This is a genomic window from cyanobacterium endosymbiont of Epithemia turgida isolate EtSB Lake Yunoko (assembly GCF_000829235.1).
Classification (GTDB): domain Bacteria; phylum Cyanobacteriota; class Cyanobacteriia; order Cyanobacteriales; family Microcystaceae; genus Rippkaea.
This window is the reverse complement of record NZ_AP012549.1, coordinates 2,024,710-2,049,995: the sequence shown is the minus strand read 5'-3', so window position 1 is coordinate 2,049,995 and position 25,286 is coordinate 2,024,710. Positions and strand designations below refer to the sequence as shown.

17 protein-coding genes, 1 tRNA gene and 1 pseudogene are annotated in these 25,286 nt (G+C 33.2%); 9 read left to right on the top strand and 10 right to left on the bottom strand.

Going from position 1 to position 25,286, the window contains the following annotated elements; translation table 11 throughout:
• Positions 1 to 2,380: 2,380 nt before the first annotated feature.
• Positions 2,381 to 4,378 carry an ABC1 kinase family protein gene (locus tag ETSB_RS06345; protein WP_044106970.1) on the bottom strand — a complete coding sequence of 666 codons (1,998 nt, stop codon included), beginning with the start codon at positions 4,376 to 4,378 and terminating at the stop codon, positions 2,381 to 2,383.
• A 128-nt stretch (positions 4,379 to 4,506) separates the two neighbouring features.
• Entirely contained in the window at positions 4,507 to 4,794 is a 288-nt protein-coding gene (locus ETSB_RS06340) for a YggT family protein (protein ID WP_044106969.1), read from the bottom strand.
• Between the two features lie 630 nt (positions 4,795 to 5,424).
• Between ETSB_RS06340 and ETSB_RS10520 the strand changes: the two genes are divergently transcribed.
• Positions 5,425 to 5,559, top strand: a complete 135-nt coding sequence (locus ETSB_RS10520) for a hypothetical protein (RefSeq protein WP_145972246.1) — start codon at positions 5,425 to 5,427, stop codon at positions 5,557 to 5,559.
• A gap of 869 nt (positions 5,560 to 6,428) precedes the next feature.
• On the opposite strand, the gene ETSB_RS06330 is transcribed toward ETSB_RS10520, so the two are convergent.
• A tRNA-Val gene (locus tag ETSB_RS06330) sits at positions 6,429 to 6,500 on the bottom strand.
• A gap of 60 nt (positions 6,501 to 6,560) precedes the next feature.
• Here ETSB_RS06330 and ETSB_RS06325 point away from each other — a divergent pair.
• Positions 6,561 to 7,145 (top strand): metal-binding protein, encoded by a 585-nt coding sequence (locus ETSB_RS06325; RefSeq protein WP_044106968.1) that lies wholly within the window; start codon positions 6,561 to 6,563, stop codon positions 7,143 to 7,145.
• 9 nt (positions 7,146 to 7,154) lie between these two features.
• On the opposite strand, the gene nuoK is transcribed toward ETSB_RS06325, so the two are convergent.
• The 4 genes from nuoK to nuoH all read right to left on the bottom strand — a co-directional run bounded on the left by nuoK (position 7,155) and on the right by nuoH (position 9,941).
• A complete protein-coding gene (gene nuoK / locus ETSB_RS06320; RefSeq protein WP_044106967.1) occupies positions 7,155 to 7,466 on the bottom strand; it encodes an NADH-quinone oxidoreductase subunit NuoK in 312 nt (103 codons plus the stop codon).
• Between the two features lie 31 nt (positions 7,467 to 7,497).
• Entirely contained in the window at positions 7,498 to 8,124 is a 627-nt protein-coding gene (locus ETSB_RS06315; protein WP_044106965.1) for an NADH-quinone oxidoreductase subunit J, read from the bottom strand.
• 80 nt (positions 8,125 to 8,204) lie between these two features.
• Positions 8,205 to 8,786, bottom strand: coding sequence for an NAD(P)H-quinone oxidoreductase subunit I (gene ndhI / locus ETSB_RS06310; RefSeq protein ID WP_044106964.1), 582 nt, complete (start codon positions 8,784 to 8,786; stop codon positions 8,205 to 8,207).
• A 36-nt stretch (positions 8,787 to 8,822) separates the two neighbouring features.
• Entirely contained in the window at positions 8,823 to 9,941 is a 1,119-nt protein-coding gene (gene nuoH, locus ETSB_RS06305) for an NADH-quinone oxidoreductase subunit NuoH (protein ID WP_044106963.1), read from the bottom strand.
• Positions 9,942 to 11,637: 1,696 nt separating this feature from the next.
• Here nuoH and ETSB_RS09350 point away from each other — a divergent pair.
• A complete protein-coding gene (locus ETSB_RS09350) occupies positions 11,638 to 11,748 on the top strand; it encodes a delta-aminolevulinic acid dehydratase (RefSeq protein ID WP_084220210.1) in 111 nt (36 codons plus the stop codon).
• 151 nt (positions 11,749 to 11,899) lie between these two features.
• Positions 11,900 to 12,715, top strand: a complete 816-nt coding sequence (locus ETSB_RS06295; RefSeq protein WP_044106961.1) for a Cof-type HAD-IIB family hydrolase — start codon at positions 11,900 to 11,902, stop codon at positions 12,713 to 12,715.
• Here the strand turns inward: ETSB_RS06295 and panB are convergent.
• A complete protein-coding gene (gene panB, locus ETSB_RS06290; protein ID WP_044106960.1) occupies positions 12,712 to 13,485 on the bottom strand; it encodes a 3-methyl-2-oxobutanoate hydroxymethyltransferase in 774 nt (257 codons plus the stop codon). The genes ETSB_RS06295 and panB overlap by 4 nt on opposite strands.
• 41 nt (positions 13,486 to 13,526) lie before the next feature.
• Positions 13,527 to 14,212: pseudogene (gene bchM / locus ETSB_RS06285) on the bottom strand (magnesium protoporphyrin IX methyltransferase).
• A 1,065-nt stretch (positions 14,213 to 15,277) separates the two neighbouring features.
• Between bchM and ETSB_RS06280 the strand changes: the two are divergent.
• Together ETSB_RS06280 and ETSB_RS06270 are read left to right on the top strand one after the other, a co-directional pair.
• Positions 15,278 to 15,823 (top strand): alpha/beta hydrolase, encoded by a 546-nt coding sequence (locus ETSB_RS06280; protein ID WP_044106959.1) that lies wholly within the window; start codon positions 15,278 to 15,280, stop codon positions 15,821 to 15,823.
• 2,281 nt (positions 15,824 to 18,104) lie between these two features.
• A complete protein-coding gene (locus ETSB_RS06270; RefSeq protein WP_044106956.1) occupies positions 18,105 to 18,890 on the top strand; it encodes a transporter substrate-binding domain-containing protein in 786 nt (261 codons plus the stop codon).
• 1,773 nt (positions 18,891 to 20,663) lie between these two features.
• On the opposite strand, the gene trmB is transcribed toward ETSB_RS06270, so the two are convergent.
• Entirely contained in the window at positions 20,664 to 21,320 is a 657-nt protein-coding gene (gene trmB, locus ETSB_RS06265; RefSeq protein WP_044106955.1) for a tRNA (guanosine(46)-N7)-methyltransferase TrmB, read from the bottom strand.
• Positions 21,321 to 21,376: 56 nt separating this feature from the next.
• On the opposite strand from trmB, the gene ETSB_RS06260 reads away from it, so the two are divergent.
• The 3 genes from ETSB_RS06260 (at position 21,377) to ETSB_RS08900 (ending at position 24,673) form a co-directional block, all read left to right on the top strand.
• A complete protein-coding gene (locus ETSB_RS06260; protein WP_044106954.1) occupies positions 21,377 to 22,471 on the top strand; it encodes a metallophosphoesterase family protein in 1,095 nt (364 codons plus the stop codon).
• A gap of 254 nt (positions 22,472 to 22,725) precedes the next feature.
• On the top strand, positions 22,726 to 24,333 hold the full coding sequence (guaA, locus tag ETSB_RS06255; RefSeq protein WP_269764000.1) for a glutamine-hydrolyzing GMP synthase: 1,608 nt from the start codon (positions 22,726 to 22,728) through the stop codon (positions 24,331 to 24,333).
• A 142-nt stretch (positions 24,334 to 24,475) separates the two neighbouring features.
• Positions 24,476 to 24,673 (top strand): class I SAM-dependent methyltransferase, encoded by a 198-nt coding sequence (locus tag ETSB_RS08900; RefSeq protein WP_052470639.1) that lies wholly within the window; start codon positions 24,476 to 24,478, stop codon positions 24,671 to 24,673.
• Positions 24,674 to 25,286: the final 613 nt, after the last annotated feature.

Here is a 25,286-nt window from a genome sequence, read left to right as displayed (position 1 = left end):
AAATAAAGCGCAGAAAACTAATAAAATAGGATTGGTTTTTAAAATAAAAAATGGCCATTAAACCTATTATGAATAAATCTACAGCTGAGTGTTATTGAAAATCTCTATACTCAGTATTTTATCCCTAAATACCAATATTTATTCCGTGATTATTTGTTCGAGACGTTCTACGATTTATCTCGTGCCCAGTAATTTAGTTTCATAATTAGAAATAGTTAATAATCTCAGATAAAAAAAGATAACATCGAGGGATATTATCTTTTTTTATCTGAGATTATTAAGGTTTAAACGAAGTTAGTAAAAGTTTATTTAGTAATTTTATAGTCAAAAAATATTAGGTTATTTAAACTAAGGTTTTAAATTATTTATAAAATTATATTTAATGAGGGTCAAAGAGTAAATTAATAATTTGGTTAAAATATAAAGATGATTATCTTTTAAAATTAATTGTAAGTTTATAGGTTTTAAACTAAGAGATAGTTACTTTTTTTATAAAAATTTTGTTAACATAGCTGGTTATTATTGAGCAATTTTGAGTTGATCAAATATATAGATAGTGATCACTTTATCTATTGCAGAAAATAAATGTTTAGCGTAATTTTTAAATCATCTACTTTAATTAATCAGTCTCTATCAACCAGTAATATTTTTTGATATTACCACGAGGAAGTCTCTCCTAACGCTTGAGTTTAACTGTGCTCCAACCTACTTAAACCTTTGTACAAAATAATTAAGACAGTATTTCAATCTCTACATTTAAGATAACCACAATAAGAACGATTATAGATTCTAGTTAGCAGAGATTTCTGAACTTGTTGACCATAATTAATAAAATCATGAAAAGTATTCTAAGGAGCTACTGCTATAGTCATTTTGCCTTATTTAGACCTCAAATATTTATAAATTATTTTAAAAAGGTTTATTTCACATCTATTATCGACTTAGCTGAACAAAGATTTATTATCATTGTCTTAATATTTTATAGTCAATAAAAGAATCTATCTAGAGACTTGATAAAAGTGATTTTAAATTTTGTCAAAATCACGGTTTTATTTTTTATATTTAAGTTAAAATACGACTAATTTTACAATTATTTAAAATAGAAATTATCAATAACAAACTATTATCTTCCTCTGAATTTTAAAAAAATTCAAGTAACAATATATAAGCTATTAGTTAATTACAAAGATGAATAAAATAGTTTAAAATACTCATTAAATCAAGACTCATCTACATAATATCCATCATCTTTATACTGGTCCTAATTATGAAGAGTAAGCTTATAAAGATTTCCTAGTAATTTATGAAATAATTTTACCTTTTTACTACAAAATCATTTATTATTATCTTCTATTAATATTTTTTTTAGATAGCCCTATATCTTTAGCTAAATGTTTATCAACTAAATTCAGCCATTTTATGTTTGCTCTTGGGATTGAATGTTATAAAGTTACTCTCTTTAGTAGTTTGAGAAATCCATAAACGTATGAACAACCATTCATAGCTCTGACTTCCTATAGCGGTTGGTCTTTCCCAAGACTTTATACTTTTTTTCTGATTGGTTTTAATCCTACTCTAGGTGCATAAAAACCACACATACCTATCTCATTATTTTAGATATTTTTTCTAGGTTTTAAATTTTTAAAAGTAAATTTTCAACAAATATTTCTATTGTTTAAAGGCTCTTTATTTCTTTGCTGTTCTCTTAGACTCTGACAAGAATATCTAAACTTTTTCAATTAATCTCATCCTTTTTGGTTCCAAACTTTTTTAACACAATTTTTTTCATCTAACGAGCTACTTTTAGTCCTTTTCATATTCGCCTATATGCTGGTATTAATTTGAATTGATAAGCTACTTTTTTAAAGTAGCTTATCAGTTAATAGATATTTTTTTCTCCTCTTTGCTTAAAATTATTGGGTTTTAAAACTTAGGCATTTCTTCTTCTATTTAATCATATTTATTCAAAATTTATCCGCTATGATTATATTTATTGCTACAGCAACCACACTATTTTTGAGAGTCTGCCCCTGAGATACTTTCCAAGGTAAATAATATCTTCTCAACCCGACAAAATCTTTGCTTCTCAAGGAACTACTTTTTAGTTTCATTCAACTTAAGCTACAAAGCTAAATAAGTTTCTTCAGATATCGTTTTAATCTAGATTGTTTCCTTCTTATTGGAAATAAGTTTTTTTGAAAAAATTTATTATAAGTTATGATTCTAACAAGTCTATTTTTCCGAATTTTTAAATTATTTGTATAATTAAAAAAAATTTAAATTTTACACATAAATTTAGTACTAATAAACGACCAAGGTGCGTTAAACAAACTAAACACATTCCGATATTTATTTTAGAGATTTACTTGACCTAAAGTCTCTAAGAAGCTATATATAAAGATTTTTTAGTCAAAGATATAGTACTTTTCCTGTCTTGAGGTTTATCCCAGTCTAGAAGTAAATTATAAATTAGACGAGCAACTACTTTTTGCATTAACCCTTCAACAATTTTTTGTCCCATCTGTTTAATTTCTGGTTTAACTAATAGTTTTGTAGCTATGGTAACGAGGTGCATGTGGTCGAATCCTGGGGTTTCCTGAAGGATTTTTAAAATATTTTTTAAATGTTCTGTTGTTTGCCCATTATTTTTAAAGTCTGAAGGAGTTTCTTCAACGGCTAAACCTACTTGTTTTCTCACTATTGTAGAAGCAGTAAACCAGGTTCGACGACCCAATAAATCGGCAGCATGAATTACCTCATCAATGAAATATTCCCGAATAAATAATCCTCTTTCAGAGAAGAGAAACTCAGTAGCTTGCTCGAGAACTATATCAATATCATATTCCTGAGAATCTTTAGCATTCCTTAACAAATTTTCTAAACGATTCCATCGGAAACTTCCATCTTTAAATAATAAATTTTTAAGGGAAGTTCGTAATTCTTGAGATGGATCAGTTAGGAGTCGTTTCGCAACATAAGGATAAGCTTTGCTGAGGACTTTAAAGTTAGGATCAATGCCAATTGCAATCCCTTCTAAGGTTACCATTGATCGAATAATCAAAGCATAATAAGCAGGGACACGAAAAGGAAACTCGTACATCATTGCAGACATCTGATCAGTAATACTCTTAAAGTTTAACTCAGCAACACTTGCTCCCAAAGCATTACCAAAAACTTGACTTAAAGCTGGAATAATTGGAGATAAATCTGTATCGGGTTGGAGGAAGTCTAGCTTAACATAATCATAAGCCAACGATTCAAAATCACGATTAACTAGGTGGACAACTGCCTCAATTAGACCATAACGTTGATAGGGCTTGATCTGACTCATCATACCAAAATCTAAATAAGCTAATTGCCCATTATCCATAGCTAATAAGTTCCCTGGATGAGGATCAGCATGGAAGAAACCATGTTCTAACAATTGACGCAAAGAACATTGAACCCCGACTTCTACCAGGTGAGTTGCATTAATTCCTTTGGCTTGAACTTTTTGAATATCGGTTAACTTTGTTCCTTCTATCCATTCCATTGTTAAAACGCGTCTTCCCGTATACTTCCAGTAAATTTTAGGTACATAAATTTCAGGTAAATATCCATAAAATTTGGCAAATTTTTCGGCATTTTTCCCTTCTTGAATGTAGTTAATCTCTTCAAAAATACGACTGGCTAATTCATCTGTAATAGAAACTAAATCTGAGCGAATAAATTTGAATACTTGCTGTGCCCAACTAGCTAGATTTCGCATTAGATAAATATCTAATGTTATGCGTCTAATCAAATCAGGACGCTGTACCTTTATAGCTACTTGTTCTCCATTTTTTAATTTTCCTTTATACACTTGTCCTAAGGAAGCTGCAGCCAAGGGTTGGGGAGAAATTTCTGCGTAAATCGCTTCGGGAGATTCTCCTAATTCTTCTTCAATAAAACGATAGGCAATCTCATTAGGGAAAGAAGGAATATGATCTTGTAAGGAGGTTAATTCATCAAGATAATAAGGAGGAACTAAATCAGGACGTGTTGACAGAGCCTGTCCAATTTTAATATAAGCAGGTCCTAATCTGGTAAGTATTTCCCGCAACTGAATTGCCCGTTTGCGATTATCTTTAGGGTTGATTCCCCTTAACTTATCCCACCATAAACTTAAAAAAAACCAAGAAGATTGTAAAGCAATACTAATCAACCGATGTAAAACTGCTAGAAAACGTTTACTGTAATACTCCTCAATACTCTCTGGGTTATAACTCCAACTTTCAGGAGCAAAATCGCTAATGGGACCTAAATCTTCACCATGGCTTTGGGGAATATGAATGGGTTGGGTTTTAATGGTAATCAAATCTGGAGACTCAACAACTGGTGATACAGTAAATTCAGGCATAGAAGCAACAGGCTAGTGACGTCAAAAGAAACTATTGTAAAAAGTTTTGTTGGTATAACTGAACTAGATAACCCATTTAAAACCGGAGCTTTTAGTAGCCTAATACACGAAAAATACTATGGGTCCAATTAAGTTGATAAAATCATCGTAATTAATCCTTGCTGTCCTAATAAAATTTCTCTTAATAAACTAAAAATCCCTACCCAAATAATCGGGCTAATATCCACGCCACCCAAAGGAGGAATGATCTTACGAACAGGAGTTAATAACGGTTCTGTGGGATAAACAATTAATGTCCAAGGAAAATAATTCAATTCTATTTGAGGATACCAAGTTAGAATGATTCTTATGATAAATAAAAAGGTCATTAAAGCAAAAAATATGCCCAACACCCAACTTATGATGGTAATATTCATAGTCACAAATTATAGGTTTTATTTTTAATTATTAAAATATGAGCTTTCAGGACCATTCTCCGATTGAATATAATTTGGACAATAAAGATAGATACCACCCTGCGTAAATTATATCCTATTGTTTCTAAGTTACTCATTTTTATTGAACTTAGCCAGAGATATTCAAGAAAGCTTAACTTTCTCATGAAATATTACGCGGATAAACTTTTTCAGTCGTGTCAGTTAAGTAGTACTATAAGCTAAGAGAGTTAAATTGCTTTTTTTGAAAAAAGTTAATGATCATTGAGACAACAACAACTCCAATTGAGGATGGAATCCAACAACAAAGGGCACTGTTGGGAACTAGCTAGATGAAATCCGTAAACTTTTGTCTAACATAACTGGAAAATTAAAAGAAAGGAATCATTGATCATCAAGAGGCAATTGTTGAAGCCACTAAAGATGATTTGGTCCGACCTGCATTTGAGTCCTATTTCTAAATTGCGACTCTAGAAGAGATTAATCTAACTCTTCAAAACCTGAAATCTTGGATTAAACCCCAACTATCAATTACTAGCTTTAGTTTAGATTAAACCAGAACCTTTAGGAGTTGTGTTGATTTTCGGTACCTGAAATTACCCTTTACAACTAATGATTTCTCCCCTAGTGGGAGCGATTGCAGCTGAAAACTGTGTTATTCTCAAACTTTCTGAACAAGCTCCTTTCACTTTTCAAGTGGTGGCTAACCTGGTTCATTCCACCTTCGATATTATGTCTCTGTTGTAGAAGGAGATATTAAGTATTAGCCCACAAATTTTACTATACTTTTTTTACTGGAGGAGCATCTGTTGGACACTTTCATAAGAATGTGTCCGCTAAACATCTAACACCAGTTACCCTAGGATGAAGAGACAAAAGTCCCTGTATTGTCGATGACAATATTAATGTGGGTTACGCTGCTAAGCGAATTGCCTGTGACCAGTTTATCAACACCGGACAGACCTGTATTGCTCCTACTGTTCTAGACAAGGTGAGTTGGCATGATCCCATTATAAGGAAATCTTTGGTCCTATTTTGCCAGTTCTGGAATATGGAAGTTTCGAAGAAGCTATTACTTGAGTAAATCAACATTCTAAGCCTTTAGCCCTCTACTTGTTTTCTCGAGATCAGCAAAAAAATATTTTACACTCAATTTTCTCTGTAAAAGTCTGCTTCAATGATACGGTAGTACGTCGTTTAAAGTTTGGGAGCTTTCCTTGGGCGGTGTCGGAGAAAGTGGGTGGTATGGGGAGCTACCATGGAAAAGCTAGCTTTGATACTTTTTCTCACGAGAAGAATGTTCTCAGGAAGTCTTTCTAGTTCAAATTTCCCTGGCGTTCACTGAGTTTTCAAGGAGAGTTTAACATTGAAGTGTTAAGATATGAGTTAAGAGTAGAAATGAAAGTTTAATCTAGATATTCGCACTTCCCCGTCGTATAATCAGCTTAACAGTGATTTCTTGTCTAAGTAGATCAAAATAGATAAAACAAGCCGAGTTGAATGCACTCATATCAGATAATTGACGATTTCTTCCCTATTTTATAGAAGTGTATCAGCTTTTTGACAGGAAAGATGTTCTTCTTACAGAAAGAACTTCACTAATCAAATCAAAGGGATGGGCGATACTGGATTTGAACCAGTGACAGCCTGCTTGTAAGGCAGGAGCTCTACCGCTGAGCTAATCGCCCCAAACTGCTTTAATGCTAACATATCTTTTGACAATTAAACAACAAGAATAGATTTTCTTTATGCCTTCTGGACGTACTCACGATCACATTACGTTTTGTAGTTTACCTCTAATGGTTGGATTTACTTATTTTTTAAGTGGTCATAGAAGACTGACGTTATTAATCGCGGGTTCTTATCTCTTTAGTGGATTAATGTTCGGTCCTGATCTCGATATTCACTCGATTCAATACAAAAGGTGGGGAATTATTCGAGGGATATGGCTTCCCTACCGATATTTCATCAAACATCGTTCTCTGTTTTCTCATGGATTTCTGATTGGGACCATTCTACGTTTGTTGTATCTTTTTACTGTTTTAATATTACTAGCTATCACTGGGGTAGTTATTGTCCAGTTAATTTGGAGGTTTGACTGGAGTTTGCAACAGTTTACCCACAAGGTCATACAATTAATGGTCACTAGATATTCCCAAGAAGTGATCGTCTTGGGAGTAGGATTAGAATTAGGGGCAATGAGTCACACCATCAGTGATTACATCATATCAGCGATAAAGAAGTATCAGAGACAAACGCCAAAGCGAACTAAAAACAAAAAAAATTCCCGACGGAGACGTTCATCTGGTTCGGGAAAATCTAAGGTTAAATAAGACAATTTTTTACCATTTGAGAATATTAAACTGTTCCATATCAATGGTGTCACGATTGCGATAGATAGCCAAAACAATCGCTAACCCAACAGCTGCTTCAGCAGCCGCAACAGTAATCACAAACACCGTAAAAACTTGACCTTTAATTTCTACGGAATCGGAGAAATTTGAAAATCCCATAAGGTTCAAATTGACTGCATTGAGTAATAATTCAATGGACATTAAAACACGAATTGCATTGCGACTAGCCACTAAACCATAAATTCCAATACAGAATAGAGAAGCAGCTAATAGTAAGCAAAATTCTAATTGTAATTGCATAATTTTTCTTGAAAGATTACTGATGACTAATTTACTGTTTACTTTCTTTAGATAAGGCTAATTCTCGGACTTCTAACTCACTAGGACGTTCGGGTAATTCTAGGGCTGTCTCAATTTCTTCTTGAGAGTCCAAGAGTTCTGGGATTATATCACGACGAGCTAGAATAATTGCCCCTATCATCGCAATCAAAAGTAACACAGATGCCAATTCAAAGGGAAGCAAAAAATCGCTAAAGAAATGTTTGCCAATCTCAACAATTGTATTATCAATAACCTGAGAAGAAGGGGGATTAATTGACCACGGAGTAACAAAAATCATAGTTGTTAATAAGATAAATATTCCCCCACAAATTAAAGCAGTTAAGCCTTTACGTATCCAATGTCTGGGTAAAGCAGAAAAGTCTTCTCGCTTGTTAACCAACATGATGGCAAACAAAATTAGGACATTAATAGCCCCAACATAAATTAAGATTTGAGCCACCGCCACAAAATCAGCATTTAGTAGAATATAAATACCAGAAATACTGATAAAAACTCCCCCCAACAAAAAAGCAGAGTAAACAATATTTGACAGTAAAACAACCCCTATAGATGTCCCAATAACCATTGTTGCTAAAATAGCAAAGGAAACAATTTGGATGCCTTCCGCTAAATTCACTACTGTTAATTCTCCTTAACTTAGTTTAGTTTATTTGATAGTTAATAGTACAAAAAGAACACTATTAACTATCAAATATTTTACTCGCTCTCTTTTACAATTTCTTCAGGACGCTTTCCTGCCCGTTGACTTCCTAAGGGTAAATCATGAGGTTCAAACACCCCTTTAGGTAAGTATCCTAACTCTCGTAAGGGAGTTACTATTGGATCTTGGGTTACTTTATAAGGCAACCGTCCGAGAGCAACATTATCATAATTGAGTTCGTGACGGTCGTAGGCCGCTAGTTCATATTCTTCCGTCATGGATAAACAATTGGTGGGACAATACTCAACACAATTACCGCAAAAAATGCAAACTCCAAAATCTATACTGTAGTGTTTGAGTTCTTTCTTCTTAACAGTTTTGTTAAATTCCCAATCTACTACCGGAAGGTTAATTGGACATACCCGAACACAGACTTCACAGGAAATACACTTATCAAATTCAAAGTGAATTCTTCCCCGGAATCGTTCTGAGGGAATAAGTTTTTCATAGGGGTATTGTACCGTAATTGGACGGCGACGCATATGGTCAAAGGTAACAGATAGCCCTTGACCAATATATCTAGCTGCCTCAACACTCCCTTTAGCGTAATCGCTGACTTGTTTGAGTAGGTTAAACATGACACTTGATTGGTGAGTTATAAACAAAAAAAGAGATTAGCCGCCAAAAGCGACAGGAAAGGTAAGTTTTAGGGCTGCCGTCAATAAAAGGTTAACCAAAGAAACAGGAAGTAAGAATTTCCAACCTAAATCCAATAATTGGTCAATACGAACCCTGGGAACTGTCCACCGGATTAAAACAGCGAGGAAAATCAAGAGATAGGCTTTAAGTACGGTCATCATGATTCCCAAGGAAGCGGTAATTACCTGTAACCAGGAATTTGTCTCGTTTACCCCAATCCAACCTGCCAGTTTTTCAAGAGGGACTGGAAATTCCCACCCCCCTAAGTAAAGAATAGCAAAAACCAAGGCCGACAAAACTAAGTTGACGTATGAGCCTAAATAGAATAAACCAAACTTCATCCCTGAATATTCAGTCTGATACCCTGCTACGATTTCTTCTTCTGCTTCAGGAAGGTCAAAAGGAAGTCGTTCACATTCAGCCAACGCCGCAATCCAAAAGACAATACATCCTACAGGTTGCCGCCAAATATTCCAGCCTAAAATGCCATATCCTGACTGTTGATGCACAATGTCAATAGTGCTGAGACTATTAGACATCATGACAATTGCTAAAACGGATAAAGCCAAGGGAATTTCATAACTAATGGACTGTGCTGCTGCCCTTAACCCTCCAAGAAGGGAATATTTGTTATTAGAAGCATATCCTGACATTAGTAAGCCAATGGGGGCAATACTGGATAAGGCAATCCAGAATAAAATACCCACATTTAGGTCTGTAATCACCAAATTTTGCCCAAAGGGAACAATTAGGTAAGAAACAAACACTGGAAGTACCACTAACACTGGACCTAGGGTAAATAACAAGGGGTCTGCTTTAGCGGGGATGACGTCTTCTTTAAATACCAATTTAATGCCATCAGCCACAGGTTGAAGAACCCCTAAAGGACCTGCATATTCAGGTCCAATACGTTGTTGAGCAGCGGCAGAAATTTTTCGTTCTAACCATACCACCACTAATACGCCGACGGTAGCTCCAATAATCATTAAAAATGAGGGCAAGGGAATCCAGAAGGCTTTTGCTAGCCCATCAGAAATTCCCATTTGTTTGAGAGATTGAATAAAACTGCCTTGTAGGTCGATTCCTGTGTTCATCTTGATTGATACAAGTTATAGGTTTAAGTCTGTTGATTGATACTTGACGTATCTGATGATCTTTGTCTGCTGGCTATCTTGTCAAGATTTTCTATAACACCATTGCCTAGTATATCGCTGTCTGTAAAATAGCTTCGGGAATTTTATAACAACTTCTACTGATAGTGGACATAGACTGAATAGGATGAGGAGATTGTCATTTAATACTTACTCAAAATTTAAAGTCAACTAAATAAAAATATGTAGATCTGCAATATTGACAATAAGGGGAATTTGGTCATTCTACCGGCAGCAAAAATAACAGTTATGAAATTTACTGGACGAGAAACCACGTACGTTCAAGATTTTAGGTTAACTGAATATTTACTATCTATAACAGACAGAAATGGGAAATATAGAGTGAAATTGCTGCGTGCTATTGAATTTAAATTTATTATGGTGATACAAGTGCATTATCAACGCTTATAAATACTGATATCATGAGGAGCATAACGGGATATTTTAAAACCCCTACATTAGAATTTGAAAAAATTAGAACATTACACAAAGATTTGTTTGGTCTACAACAATAATATGAAAAGCATATATTACTTAGAGAGTCTAAAATATTTCTCGCAAAACAAAGAATTATTTCGTATGCCATTTTTATTCACTTTTTTACTATATTGTTACGTAATTTTTCTTTTACAACCAGGATTAAATTGATAAAAAACTGCAATAGTTTAAATATTTAAACTATTAGTGTAAATTACCATAATTCTAGTAAGCTAGTATTTATATATTCAAAAAAATTGATATTCAATTAGAACTATCAATAAAATATTATAAGTTGAATGGGAATAATATAAAGAAACTTGCAATAAATTATTGTGATCTACAAAACTGAAGCAAGAGAATTTAAGTAGGTAAACTTAAAGTCAATGTAAGATATAAAAATAGTTTTAAAAAAGAGATAATTAGATACCAGCCTATCTAAAAAATTTAGCTATCACAATATATTTTTCTTTAAAAATGAAGTTAATTAAACTTTTAAAATATGTTTCTGGAAAGAAATAAAGACAGGTAGTGACGTTGTAGCTGAAGAGTTTGTTAAACATGCTAAAGTAGTCTTACTACACTTATGAAACTGATTTGAGTTCTGCAAATTTAATTGTGACTCATGTCAGACTGATGTTGCCGTTGTTGATCAAGATGCACTTAGTCAAGAAGCACTTCGGTTTGACTATAATAACCAGTCTATTTTAACTTTAGACAGTTTGGACTACATTTGTGGTGAAAATCATTAGCAGTGACTGGCAAGATGGTTATGCTCGTAAAAAGGTTGAAGACTAGGCAGTTTGAGGCATTCGGAAATATTCAATTACAGACTATGTCCGAATTAGGAAAGACTCAGATATTTTGGAAAGCCCAAACAACTCACTCATTTGTATTTTATTACATGGAGTGTATAAAATACAGCCATTTAGGTGTAATCAGACTATCTCTTTTAAAACCTTCTCCATGAAGCATTTTATTGTACTAACCCTACAAGTTGGGTTAAGAATAACTCGAACAATCGATCAAAACTAGAGAAAATAAGTAACTTGGGAAATATAGTTGAAACAACGGATATAATAAAGGAATACAAGGTATCTACACAATAGCTTGAGATGCCCTTTTGGATTGTCTAAACCAAAACACCCCTAAGCTTTTCAAGATGACCCTTATTGACTCTGATGCTTTTCACACTTTCGCTATTACTGTCGGGACATTGGTATTTCTGTCTATTGTCTTGTGGGCGGTTTGGTTTGCCTTCAAAATGGACTGACAGCTACAGTCAAGGTTAATAGAATATTGATCTTGATTGAGTTCAATTGTTATTATTCTATAGAACAATGCATAGATTGCCCCTCAATGGTCATGTCGATTCTCCAAGCAAAATCTTCTTTCAGAAAACAAGAATTAACTGGGGATAATCTGTGAACATTCGCTTATTGATGCTAGATATTGATGGAACAATTGCAGGTGAATCAAATGAGGTTACTGAACCAGTTAAGGAAGCGATCTCTAAAGTTCAAGCTAACGGGGTTCAAGTTGCTTTAGCTACAGGTCGGATGTATCATTCTGCGTTGCGTTTTCATCAGGCTATCGGTTCCCAATTACCTATTATCGCCTACAATGGGGCATGGGTTCAGTGTCCTATAACAGGAACTCGTTATAGACATTTTCCTGTATCTACGTCCGTCGCTCTACAACTGTTGGAATATTTTGAGCGACCTCAATGGAATCAAGAAATTGAGCTTCACTGCTATATTGATGACCGTTTGTACGTGCGTAATGTTACTTCTCGTACTCGAGCTTATCAACAACGATCAGGGATAGAAGCTTTGGTAGTAGAAGATTTACGAGATATTCTTGATTTACCAACCACGAAGATTTTAGTTATTGGTCAACCTCACTTAGTAAATACACTTTTGACAGATTTACAAAAAGTTTACCCTCGTAATCAACTTTATTTAACCCAGTCTACTGAAATTTATTTTGAAGCTACCCATCCTCAAGCAACTAAGGGTAATGCCACTCGTTTTGTAGCGGAGGAACTATTGGGATTGGAAGCCAGCCAAATAATGGCTATTGGGGATAATTTCAATGATGCTGAAATGTTAGAGTATGTAGGGTTAGGGGTGGCTATGGGGAATGCACCTATAGAAGTCCAGAAGATGGCTAAATGGGTAGCTCCCACTGTAGAACAAAATGGAGTTGCTATTGCGATTAAGAAATTATTATTAAATTAGGGAAATTTCCCCTCGCGTACTTCTCTAGAAAACTCTTTTACCGCTTCAGTAATAATCTGCCGTAAATTGGTATATGATTTAGCAAAAGGGGGTTTTTTTCCTGATAATCCCAGTAAATCAGCAGTAACCAATACCTGACCATCACAGTCAGATCCTGCGCCAATACCGATGGTTGGGATAGGAAGCTTATTAGTAATAATCTTTGCTAAATTAGACGGAATATGCTCAAGAACAACTGCAAATGCCCCCGCCTCTGATAGGGCGATTGCTTCTGAGATAATTCGTTTCGCGTCAGTTTCAGTTTGTCCCTGTTGACGATATCCTAAGCGATGTACCGACTGGGGAGTTAACCCCACATGACCCATCACTGGAATACCAATAGCCGTCAATTGAGCAACCGTTTCTACCACAGCTGGGTATCCTCCTTCGAGTTTCACCGCTTGAACCTCTGTTTCTTTCAATACTCGCCCCGCCGTGTGGATAGCTTGGCTAATACTTTCTTGATAACTCAAAAAGGGCAAATCACACACTAAGAAAGCCCGTTTGACTCCACGCCTCACTGCCCCTCCATGGTGTAATATCTCCTCAAGGGTCAAGGGTAATGTAGTTTTATGTCCCAAGGCCACCATTGCCAGGGAGTCCCCCACTAGAATAATATCAACCCCTGCTATGTCCAAGAGTTGAGCAATGGCATAATCCCAAGCAGTGAGGACAGTTAAGAGACGTCCTTGCCGTTTGGCCTCAATAAGGCATTGAAGGGTAATGGACATAATCAACAAATATGAGCTAAAAGTTAAGTAAGATCGAGTAATTAACTTCGGGTCGTCTCTAGAATTCGAGAGTAATAAAAACGTGTACTGGTCATAGCTTCGCGTTGAACTCTTAGACCATTGTTTTCTAGAATGGCAATGACATCCTTTTCTTTATGCTGAGAGACACGGGTAGTTATACCAGGTTCTGGAAAGAATTCGCCGATTTTTTTAAGGATAGTTAAACAAAGGTTTTTAGAAGCAAAAATAAGAATTAGACGAGACGTTGCTAACGAGGCAAGATGGGCAATCATTTTAGCTGTATCTTCGGTAGGATAATGAATCAGAGCATTAATACAAATGACGGTCTGATATTGACCCTACAATTTTTGTAAGTCTTGAACTGTAAAGACAATATTACTGGCATCTTACAGGGATTTTGGGGCTCTTTGGGCGGCTTCTTCCATCATTTCGCGGAAATATCACTGGCAAGGACTCTAGCCCCTGTTTGAGCTAAGGGAATGCTTAAACTCCCCACACCACACCCCGCGTCACAAATAGACAAACTACTGATATTTTCTTCAGCCTTTAGCCAGTCTACCACAGTATCAATAGTTTGTTGATGGACGCGACGAATGTCCTCTTGAATTTTATTCACCTCTCCATCTCCATAAATCCTGCGCCAACGGTCAAACCCAATGGCATTGAAATATTTTTTAACAATTGCTTTATCGTCGATAGTGTTCATTGGCGTGAGATAATCTAAAATTATTGAGGAGAACCCCTTATTGTACTGGCAAGTGCGGGTATAAACTGCTTTTACTATTCACTATTTAACGAAGTTAGAAGTAATCCTTGAAATTTTCATTGAGTTTCTCCTGATTCTTTTTCCGGTTCAGATTCTTCAACGATATCAAGAGTTGATGATACGTGGTCACCCTCTAATCTGTTATAGATGCTAAACAATGATTTACAATAAGGTTAATTCTAATTAAATTTATCAAAAGTAATAATCTTTCTACAAATAACTAAATCTGCTACTATAAAAACAATTTTTCAAAAAAAATATTTAACTTTATTTTTATTTAAATCAGACATAATAAAGAGAACTCTTGATGAGAGCATAACTATGCCTTATCAAGACTTTTATGTTTAACTCCAGATAGAAATTTCTATCTGGAGTTAAACATAAAACCTAATCCGGTTACGATCTGGTTTCTAACTCAAGCTGGTTTATTTTTTATATTTTTTGGGGAAGCAAAATAATAGATTGGCTTTCTCTTGGCATAGTGTAAATCTATAACCTAGACTAATAAGTCTAGGCATTGGCAATAAATTTTTTAAAAAAGTTAATAATAAACATTTCGTTAATTTAGCTAATTTTACAAGTATCGTCACTTTCACTGAAGATACTTGGATCTACCCAAAGTATTTACTATTTTGTTTGGCAATGGGAGACATCGTCATAAAAGAAGTAAAACAGTAGGAAACTTAGTTACCTCTCTGATAGTCTACGTTTAGACTAGAAGTCTTAATCTTATATAACTATTGGTTAAAATAAAGTACTAATATACCATAATGATGGAGGATAAACTATGTTTTATTTCGCTAAAAAACTAATAATTTTTGCTAAACTTTTTATTATATTCCATTGAGGGTAATCACTATGACTGGTGATTATACATAAAGAATATTAAAAGTTAAGGACAAAAGGAAACTTAACACCTCACTAAAATAAAAAGTATTAACGTACTAATATTTTTTTACCTGGTGTAGAATATATATTAGAAATTATTGAATTTAATTGATAGTAATGAAAAAGTTCATAAAACTTAGTCTAGTCTATCGGTTAAGCTTAAACTTAATCTTAGGAAATTTTGGAGCACTTTATGCTGCTCTGCCAGTTGAAGCAGCTGATAAAATTATACTAAAATATAGTATTTTACGAGAGTCAGTCTGTATTTCTGAGTTAAGTACCTTAGCTAAAACAGGTGAGATATCTTCTTCCTTAAATTCTTATCTCAAAATGGCAAATAAACAACCTGAAGATTTACGCCGTATTCTCAATCAAAATGTGAATGTCGATCCTGTATTTTTATCCAAAATCCTGAAAAGTTTTGCTGGGAATTTCGTATTAGATAAAGTTGGCCAAGTAATCCATACTCCCTCAAGACGGGCTGATCGGGAATCATTAAGAGGAGCTTTAGTAACTTCTGCACTCTCTGATCGTAATATTCAAGTGATCGAAATTTTAGAAAATTACCCCACTTCTGAAATTCATGTAGACGGAGATCGCCTGGCTGGTATTTATCAGCAAATTGATGCAGTAATAAGTTATACTCCGCATCTACCCTTTTAATTTAGCAATTTTTATACCAGTAATAATGGATGAAGTTGACTGTTTAAAAAATTGGTGATCTCAGTCTTTTTCTTGATAGCAATGATTTACCTCTAAAAAATAACAAAAAAACTATAAATATGCGCTAGCTATAAGAGATTAGGACAAAATTATCTAGACTTAGGGTTAAATGAAGGTATCATTCAGGTCTTGGTTTCTTGTTAATAGTAAAATTTTTAGATAATTATTTTAAGCTACCGTTTTTGTGGATAGATTTTATGCTTGAGACAGTCGCAGATTGAACTATTCTTAAAAATTAAAGTATTTTTTCAAAACTTATCATAGTACTTATTAGTAATATCTGTACTTAGTCTATTGTGAGAATATCCCTATGCTATTATCTTTTCTTTTTTACGAAAAAGACGGTTTTTTTGCTTTGTTAGTGTGTTTTTATCCTAATTTAGTTATACTTTATAGCCTGTATTGGACTGTATTTGATATTTATCTGGTTTCCATCAATTGAAATATTTTACGGTTAAATTTTACCGATTTCTAGTTTACAAACATGGCTTATTATGTTTAAATGATAGTTTAAACGCGAAATTAAAACAATATTAAAATATTTTACCATACTAAATCTAACATTAGTTTTAGGGGCATTTAATTCTAGGTTTTCAACAAAAAATAAGCAAATAAATTGATATCAATTTATCTATGCTATAAACCAAAAATAAACTAATTAAATATATATTTATTCTAAACTTTTCGTATGTTAACATCACCGATAGTCAGGTAAATATGATCCAAAATTATCATCAGGTTAACCATCAAGGATTGCTTCTTATGAGGAGCAATTTAACTGAGTTCTCAAATAGTAAAACACGCACCTATCAGCGCTATCACAAAATAACTGAGGTTTACTCTAATAGCGTTCCTAATATTCCCAACACTGGTATTAAAGTGCTTATTTTTAATGGTTTTCAGGAAAAGTTTGTTGGAATTATTTATATTTTTCTTGTATTAACTAAAACCAACAAATTACTCAATAAGAATTGACCCGCTTTAACAGTTGATACTATCTCAATAGATCACCAAAAACAGATTATTGCTTATGGCAAAGAAAAATTACAAAATTTAAAATTAAATAATTTTAAAAAAGGATAAATTTATTAAAATATCAATAATAGTCATTGATATAAATACCTACAAATATATACTATAATCTATTTTTAGTAAGTCTTTCTACGTTAAATAAGTTAACCTTATTTTAAACTCTTATGGTGGTTAATCATTTGCATCTATGCTATTTTATATGTAAATATATTTAGAAATTATGCCTCTTATAGCTCAAGTACTATAAATTGGTAGTTAATAATAGTTTTAGTCTTTATTTATTAAAAATTAACCATAGCTAGTCTAGAAAAAATGAAATTATTGATATTAATCACTTAGCTATTATGTCGATAATTATATTAATTAGTTTGCTTGTATTAATGGTTTTGAGTAATAAGTTAGTTTTTATTATATTAAAATTAAATAAGTAGATTTAAATGTACACAAATAAATCAACCTTTATATTAGATTAGAGTAATTAATATAGAGGTTGATTAGAATATAATTATTGTTATTGCGGTAATCTTTTTTTTTTAAAAAAAACACTATTCCTAGTTTATTTAAAAGTAGTTGTAAATTATAAGTAAATGATAGTTCTTACTCTTCTAATTATGTCAGCTAATTTTTAGATAATCTGGTATCTAACGATTGTTCTTTAAAAACCATTGTTCAGGAAAACCCTTATTTAAATTTATCTATTTATCTCAATTTAATACTAATCTATCCAACACAACTCTAAGCATCTATTAAACAATAAAAAAATATACCAGAGACTAAGCTCTTAGAAGACGTAGCTGTATAAAGATGTTCAAGTCTACTCTAATGGTTGAATGATGATATAACCTTTCTACAAACAGTTGATTGTTTAGTAAAATTTGGAGTAGAATAAATTATGGCTACTGTACTTAAAACCAATACATAAATAGCTTTAAAACCTGTTAACAGATGAATCGTGATTACAGCTAAACCTCTAAGATAGGGCAAAATGAGATTACATTCACTATTGGTGTTGATGTCGCTACTTATACTTTGCAAAATGAAACTGTCGACTCAGTCAACCTACAGACAGATAACCATCTGATTAAATTAACTAGTTATGGGACAATTAAACCGCCATGAAAAAATTGAAAGAAACAATTAGCTTGATTAAAATAAGGTAAAAACTTGCCTTTATCTTCAATTAATTTTTATGAGAAAAGTTTTCTTAACTTGTCTAATTAGCTTCTTTTTTACCTTTGGAATGAGTTCGGCTAGAACAGTAGAATTAGACGAAATTTTGCGTCGAGGTAAACTAATTATTGCCGTTAAAGATAATGTTCGCCCTTTAGGATTTTATCCTCAAGAAGGACAACTTCAAGGATTTGAAATTGATGTCGCTCGTGAGTTAGCTGAAGAATTATTCGGTGATCGTCAAGCAGTGATCTTACAACCTGTTACTAACCAAGAACGTCTACAAATGATAATTGATGGCAAAGTTGACTTAGTGATTGCTAGGGTGACAGTAACAGCCTCTCGCAACCGTTTAGTTGACTTTAGCCCGTATTACTATCTTGATGGAACAGGAATTGTAGCAAAACAATCCTATCTAAAAGGGTTACAAGGATTAGCTAATGGGAAAATTGCCGTTCTTAGAGCCTCTAGTGCCATATCTGTCATTCGTGAGGAATTTCCTCAAGCACAATTGATTGGAGTCAATTCCTATCAAGAAGCTTTAACATTATTAGAAATTAATGCTGCCGATGCCTTTGCAGGAGACAATAGTGTTTTGGCCGGGTGGGTAAAAGATTATCCTTCTTATCATCAATTTGCTGTCCGTCTGTCAGCAGAAGCTTTAGCGGTAGTGATGCCCAAAGGTTTACAGTATAGTAGTTTACGCGATCGCGTAAATCAAGCGATCCTTCGTTGGCAAAAGTCGGGTTGGCTACAAAAACGGACAGCATTTTGGGGACTTCCCTCAATAGTTGATAGTAAATAGTTAATAGTAAACTTGTTTGTTCCAATGTCTATTATCCGTCACGTTAAGTCTGATGAATGAAATTATTCTAATAGTTTATTTATTTGGTATAGTCACTTTTTTAAGTTTCAAGAGAAGTTGCAAAAACAAAGTTAATCTCCTCAAGAGTATTATAAATTAGGTACTCTTCTCTTAGACAAAAAGTTATATATCCAGTTAGTAAAACTTTAAGAAAAGATATTGAAAGATAAACAAAAATTAAACTTAAAAACTATGCTTGAATTTAAAGTCTCCTAGGTTATGCTTATTTCACTTAAGAGCAGATAGACTTAGTAATTTACAACTATAAAGAGGCAATTTTACTTTACAAAGTAAATATGATAGCTTTCAGTAATTTAGCTAATCCTTATGAGAACAAGCAATTGATTAATCAAGCAGTAGAAGCCCAGGAATAAACCCTAAAATATAAACCTAAAAACAGTATAGTAACGTATCGCTATGAGGCGTTTTAAAAGCGTTGATTTGGGCTGAAATTATTGTAAACTACTTGTAGTTATCATAGAACACTTTTGTTTTATTTTTCAGCAATATAATTCCTTAAACCTAAATACTTTATAAAACTTAATCAAGTATTTCAATGGCCTCTTCAATAAGAAAAATAACAAAAAATTATTGGTCATCAACAAGTTTTAGCTAATTACTACTAGATGAGTACTTATATCAATTATGGTATAGTCAATGTTGGGCTTATTAGCTATAATATTCATTTTTAAAATTAGCAATAGCACGTTGTAAATTATTAATTGTTTAAATCAAGCCACTTATTTTTTAATCATCCTTAAAGTTAATTTAAATTAAATAAGTTTAACATTATTTATATAAATTAAATAATAATAATTTATGTTATATAATAAACCGTGTTTAATTATCTATTATTTAAACCTTATTTAAATAACTTAAAATAATATATTTTTCACTTATTTTGATAAATTTATCCACTTAAATTATGTTTTTGTATTACTTTATTTAAAGTAATTTATGTTGATTGACCTCAAATAGTATAATACAACTTAATTATTTTGAACAATAAGTATTCGATTTATATTGATTAATTTATTATTTTACTTATGCTATTTTTTGCTTAGATAGTATTTTAAAAAACCTATTATTATTTACTTTTATTTTCAAAAGAAAATAATTATTTCAGATTTAAAGTTTCAATTTTTATAAACTCAAGTTTGTTAGGTTATCTGGATTAAGTATTATAAATTTTCAGACAAATACTAGTTCAATTAAACTTCCTCTATAAAATAATCAAAGTCAGTTAAGTTATCAGCTTATCTTCGTAATTAATTTAATTTTTCAATTAATCTATTACCCTATTTATTAGGGAGATAAAATTTTAGGTATTTTTGTTAATATGTCTACTGTATAACAAATTTTTAAAAGCAGTTTAAGTCCATTATATAAATTCGTGAAAATCCTAATAACTATTTATTTTAGGTTTAATTTTTTTATTATATATAATTTTATTTAATACATATTCACTAAGAATGAGGACATAAATTTTATCTTGACTGATAAGATAACAAGTAGCTATTTATACACCATCAAAATTAATCATCTAATAAGTAATAAGTTTAATTATATTTAAATAAAAATATTAATTTTAATGATAAAATTTTTTATTATATTAAGAGACTATTTGTTACTTATCCAATATAAGTAAATATTAATTTTTTTATATACGAAAAAATTAGAATTGTAATATTCTGCTTAATGATTTTACTACACCTAATAAAGAGAAACTAGTTTATTTGAATTTTTTAGCAACAATCGATAAATAGATTTCCCCTTATTAAGAGAAGCGATTTCCCTCTCTGTAGTAATAGAAAATGGGTTTCCTGATAACCAATTTTCTGAATGTTGTTTTTCAAAATTAGGATGATCTAAAAAACGTTCACCCATTTCTTGAGCAACTATCTTTATATCAGATTGTAAAAATACTGTTCCTCCATCGGCTAAATATTGTGCTAAAGTATCGACCAACTCTGGTTGCACAATCCGCCGTTTTAGGTGACGATGTTTAAACCAAGGATCTGGAAATTGAATTGTCACCCATTGAAGAACATTTGGGTGTAAGGAAGCAAGTAAATGATTCAAAAATAGGTTAATATTACAGGATAGGAAATGAAGATTTGTCAGTACTAGGCGATCGCGGTGTTCATTAGCTTCTTTCACTAACGGTTCTCGAATTTCTATTCCTAAGAAGTTTGTCCTTGGATACAAAGAAGCTAGTTGTAATAAGAACTTTCCCCTTGCACATCCAATATCTAAATGAAGCGATTGTGCTAGGTTGCCGTAAATATCTTCCCAATGAGGAAGTGTAATTGGTTGGCGATACTTATTACTAAGCGGATTAACGTGTTGACGAACACGAACTCGTCCCAAAATAAATCCCTCCTATGCTTTTCTATAAAAACAAGATTCTACCATCGTTATAGTGTATGAAATTTCGCTTTGCCATTATCAGTGATCCCCATTTAGCAGTTCCATACACCATAAAGCATGACTCCAACCACTTTTCTATAGTAGAGATTGGTATTTTAGCTATAGAAAAGGTCTTTAGTCATTTAGAACAACTTGATCTGGATTTTCTCTTAATTCCAGGAGATTTAACTCAGGATGGGGAACCTGATAACCATTCTTGGTTGCAACAACGTTTGGCGTTCTTACCTTTTCCCGTATATGTCGTTCCTGGTAACCATGATATTCCTACCTTGTATTCAACACAGAACACCATTGGTTTTCGAGAGTTTACCAAGTACTATCGTTCTCATGGTTACAGTGATAGTCATCAATGTTACTATACTCATGAAGTTTTGCCAGGGGTACAATTGATTGGCCTTAATTCTAATCAATTTAATGAAGATGGAAAACAATTAGGTTGTTTAGATGAAAAACAATTAACCTGGTTAGAAAAATTACTTCCTCAACTTAAAGACCAATTAATTTTGATAATAATTCATCATAATGTTATTGAACATTTACCAAGACAAGCAAATAACCCCCTAGGTAAACGCTATATGTTGGACAATGCCTCTTTATTATTAAATATATTAAAAAATACAGGTTGTAAGCTTATTTTTACCGGTCATTTGCACATTCAAGATATCGCTTACCATAATAATATTTACGAAATTACGACGGGTTCTTTGGTTAGTTATCCTCATCCCTATCGAATTATAGAAGTTGAACGAACATCTCAAAAAAATATTAATCTTAATATTAAATCCCATCGAGTCGATAGAGTTACTGGTTGGGACAATTTAACCACAATGTCTCGTCAGCTAATTGGAGAGCGCTCTTTTCCTTTTATGATAAAATTATTGATGGCTTCACCTTTTGAAATGTCTATGAAAGAAGCTGAAAAATTAGTTCCTTATTTAAAATATTTCTGGGCTGATATTGCTGAAGGAGATAACGTATTTGATTTTTCTGAATTTCCTACAGAAATTCGCCATTATTTCCAAAGATTTGGAGCCGTCAAACAGAATGGAACCCCTGCCTTAATCGATAATTACGCACGCCTCGAACTATAAAAAAATAAATGATTTTCAACTAGATAATCGTAATACATCAAGTCAAAGACTACTCTCGATTTCGATTAAGATCAAGGTTCGAAACAACTTGTAATGGTAGAATAAATGATTGAAACAGTCAAAATGCAACTCTTGATTATCGTCATCTAAAACAAACAAATTGTTAGCTCACCCTTCAGTCAATTTTAGCAACTTGCAACTGTTAGTTCTTATTGTACAGAATCGCCTTAAACGTGACTACTCAAACGCCTGATATAACCCAACCTACAAAAACTTTGGCAACAAAGCCCGTCAAGGAAAACCTAAATCGCCAAATCATAGTTATTCTGGACTTTGGTTCCCAATATTCAGAATTAATTGCTCGTCGTATTCGTGAAATAGAAGTTTACTCAGAAGTTCTATCTTATCGAACTACAGTTGAACAAATAAGTCAGCTAAATCCCCAAGGAATTATTCTGTCAGGAGGACCTAATTCTGTCTATGACAGCCGCACCCCTCAATGTAACCCCGAAGTCTTTCAGCTAGGTATCCCTATCCTAGGGATTTGCTACGGAATGCAACTTATGGTTCAGCAATTGGGAGGGCAAGTAGAAAGGGGAAAAAAAGGAGAATATGGCAAAGCGTCCCTACATATAGATAATCCCATAGATTTACTTACTAACGTTGAAGAAGGTACGACCATGTGGATGAGTCATGGTGACTCCTGTACTCAACTCCCCGAAGGCTTTGAAATTTTAGCCCACACCGATAATACTCCTTGCGCTGCGATCGCCGATAATAACAAGAAACTTTTTGGGGTTCAATTTCACCCAGAAGTTGTTCATTCCGTGGGGGGAATTGCCCTAATTCGCAACTTTGTCTATCATATTTGTCAATGTAAACCGACTTGGACAACCGAAGCCTTTATTGACGAATCTATCCGAGAGATTCGCGCTAAAGTCAAAGATAAACGAGTTTTATTAGCCCTCTCTGGTGGAGTAGATTCTTCTACCTTAGCCTTTCTTCTCCATCGTGCCATCGGAAACAAACTGACTTGTATGTTCATTGATCAAGGGTTTATGCGAAAAGGAGAACCTGAAAGATTAGTAGACATCTTCAATAAGGAGTTTCATATTAGTGTTGAGTATGTAAACGCCAGAGACCGATTTTTAGCACAACTTAGAGATGTCACTGATCCCGAAACCAAACGACGTCTCATTGGACACGAATTTATTCAAGTTTTCGAAGAAGAGTCAGATCGCCTGGGACCTTTTGATTATCTAGCCCAGGGAACTCTTTACCCTGATGTGATTGAATCTGCTGACAGTAATGTTGATCCGAAAACGGGGGAACGGGTAGCTGTTAAAATTAAAAGTCATCATAATGTAGGAGGACTTCCCAAAAATCTCCGCTTTAAATTGGTAGAACCTCTGCGGAAACTGTTTAAAGATGAAGTTCGTAAACTTGGCCGGGTGATAGGCTTACCTGAAGAAATTATCCGCCGTCATCCCTTTCCTGGACCTGGGTTAGCCATTCGCATCCTGGGAGAAGTGACTTCTGAAAGTCTTAATTTAATGCGGGATGCAGATTTCATCGTGCGTGATGAAATTACTAAAAATGGGATGTATCATGAGTTGTGGCAAGCATTTGCTGTACTTTTACCGGTGCGAAGTGTAGGAGTCATGGGAGATCAACGCACCTATGCTCATCCTATTGTTTTACGGCTGATTACCAGTGAAGACGGGATGACCGCCGATTGGGCTAGGGTCCCCTACGACTTACTTGAAAGTATCTCAAACCGCATTGTAAATGAAGTTAAAGGGGTTAATCGTGTTGTTTATGACATTACTTCTAAACCCCCTGGAACCATTGAATGGGAGTAAAACGCTATGTAAAAGTAAAAGAGCAACTCCCTTTAACCCCATCTTTCCTACTCTTTAAGAGACTTATTGGTAATCTCAGGAAAGTTGGTTGCGTTTTTTAACTTCTTTATCAGACCTACCCCTTTTTTACTAAACTCTTATTATGATGAACCGCCACTTTGGTATAATTGACGGTAATATTGTACTGCAGCTTACGACTTTGTTACAGGAACAAAAGCTTCTAGACAAGACATTTGTATTTTATGATGTAGGGTATGGAACAGGGGTAAGAACAGAGTATTTAATTATGCTGACCCCCGATACTGACATTGTAGGAATTGATTTTAGTAAGAAAACCTGACAAATTGCCCAGAAACGTTATTAAAAATTGCTGCTAACAATAAAGCATTTATTAATTTTAAGTAGTTAAAATCAATAGATACCGCATAACTACCAAAATAATTCTGATTAATTGTATGGGGGGACTTAAATATTCACCTACCTAATACCCTTGTTGAAATTTAAGCCCTATCTAAAAAAATTGTCCCAGGAAAAATTTTGCATGTTTTTTTATGAATAATTAGAACGTTGGAAAATTAAATTAATACAAGAAATGATCGCCTTCCTGCGAGAATATAAACCCAAAAACTACAAATATAAGGTTGTTTGATTTAAAAACTTTTTGAGTTACTACTATAAAATAAATGAATTTTTAAGTGATAAAAGCGACGATAGTTATGAGAAAGCTAATAAAAAAAAATATTGTTTATATGTACATTAATCTATAATAAATAAATTATAATATTGACATTTTATTTTAGTTGACTTAGACATTTAGCTTAAAAATTATTAATTTTTATATTCTTCAACATTAGGGATTATAAAAGTTAATTGAAAATACTAAAAGATTAACAAAATTACTTGCTCCATAAAATATTATCCATTACACATTTTTTTAGGAAGGCCATCGTTAA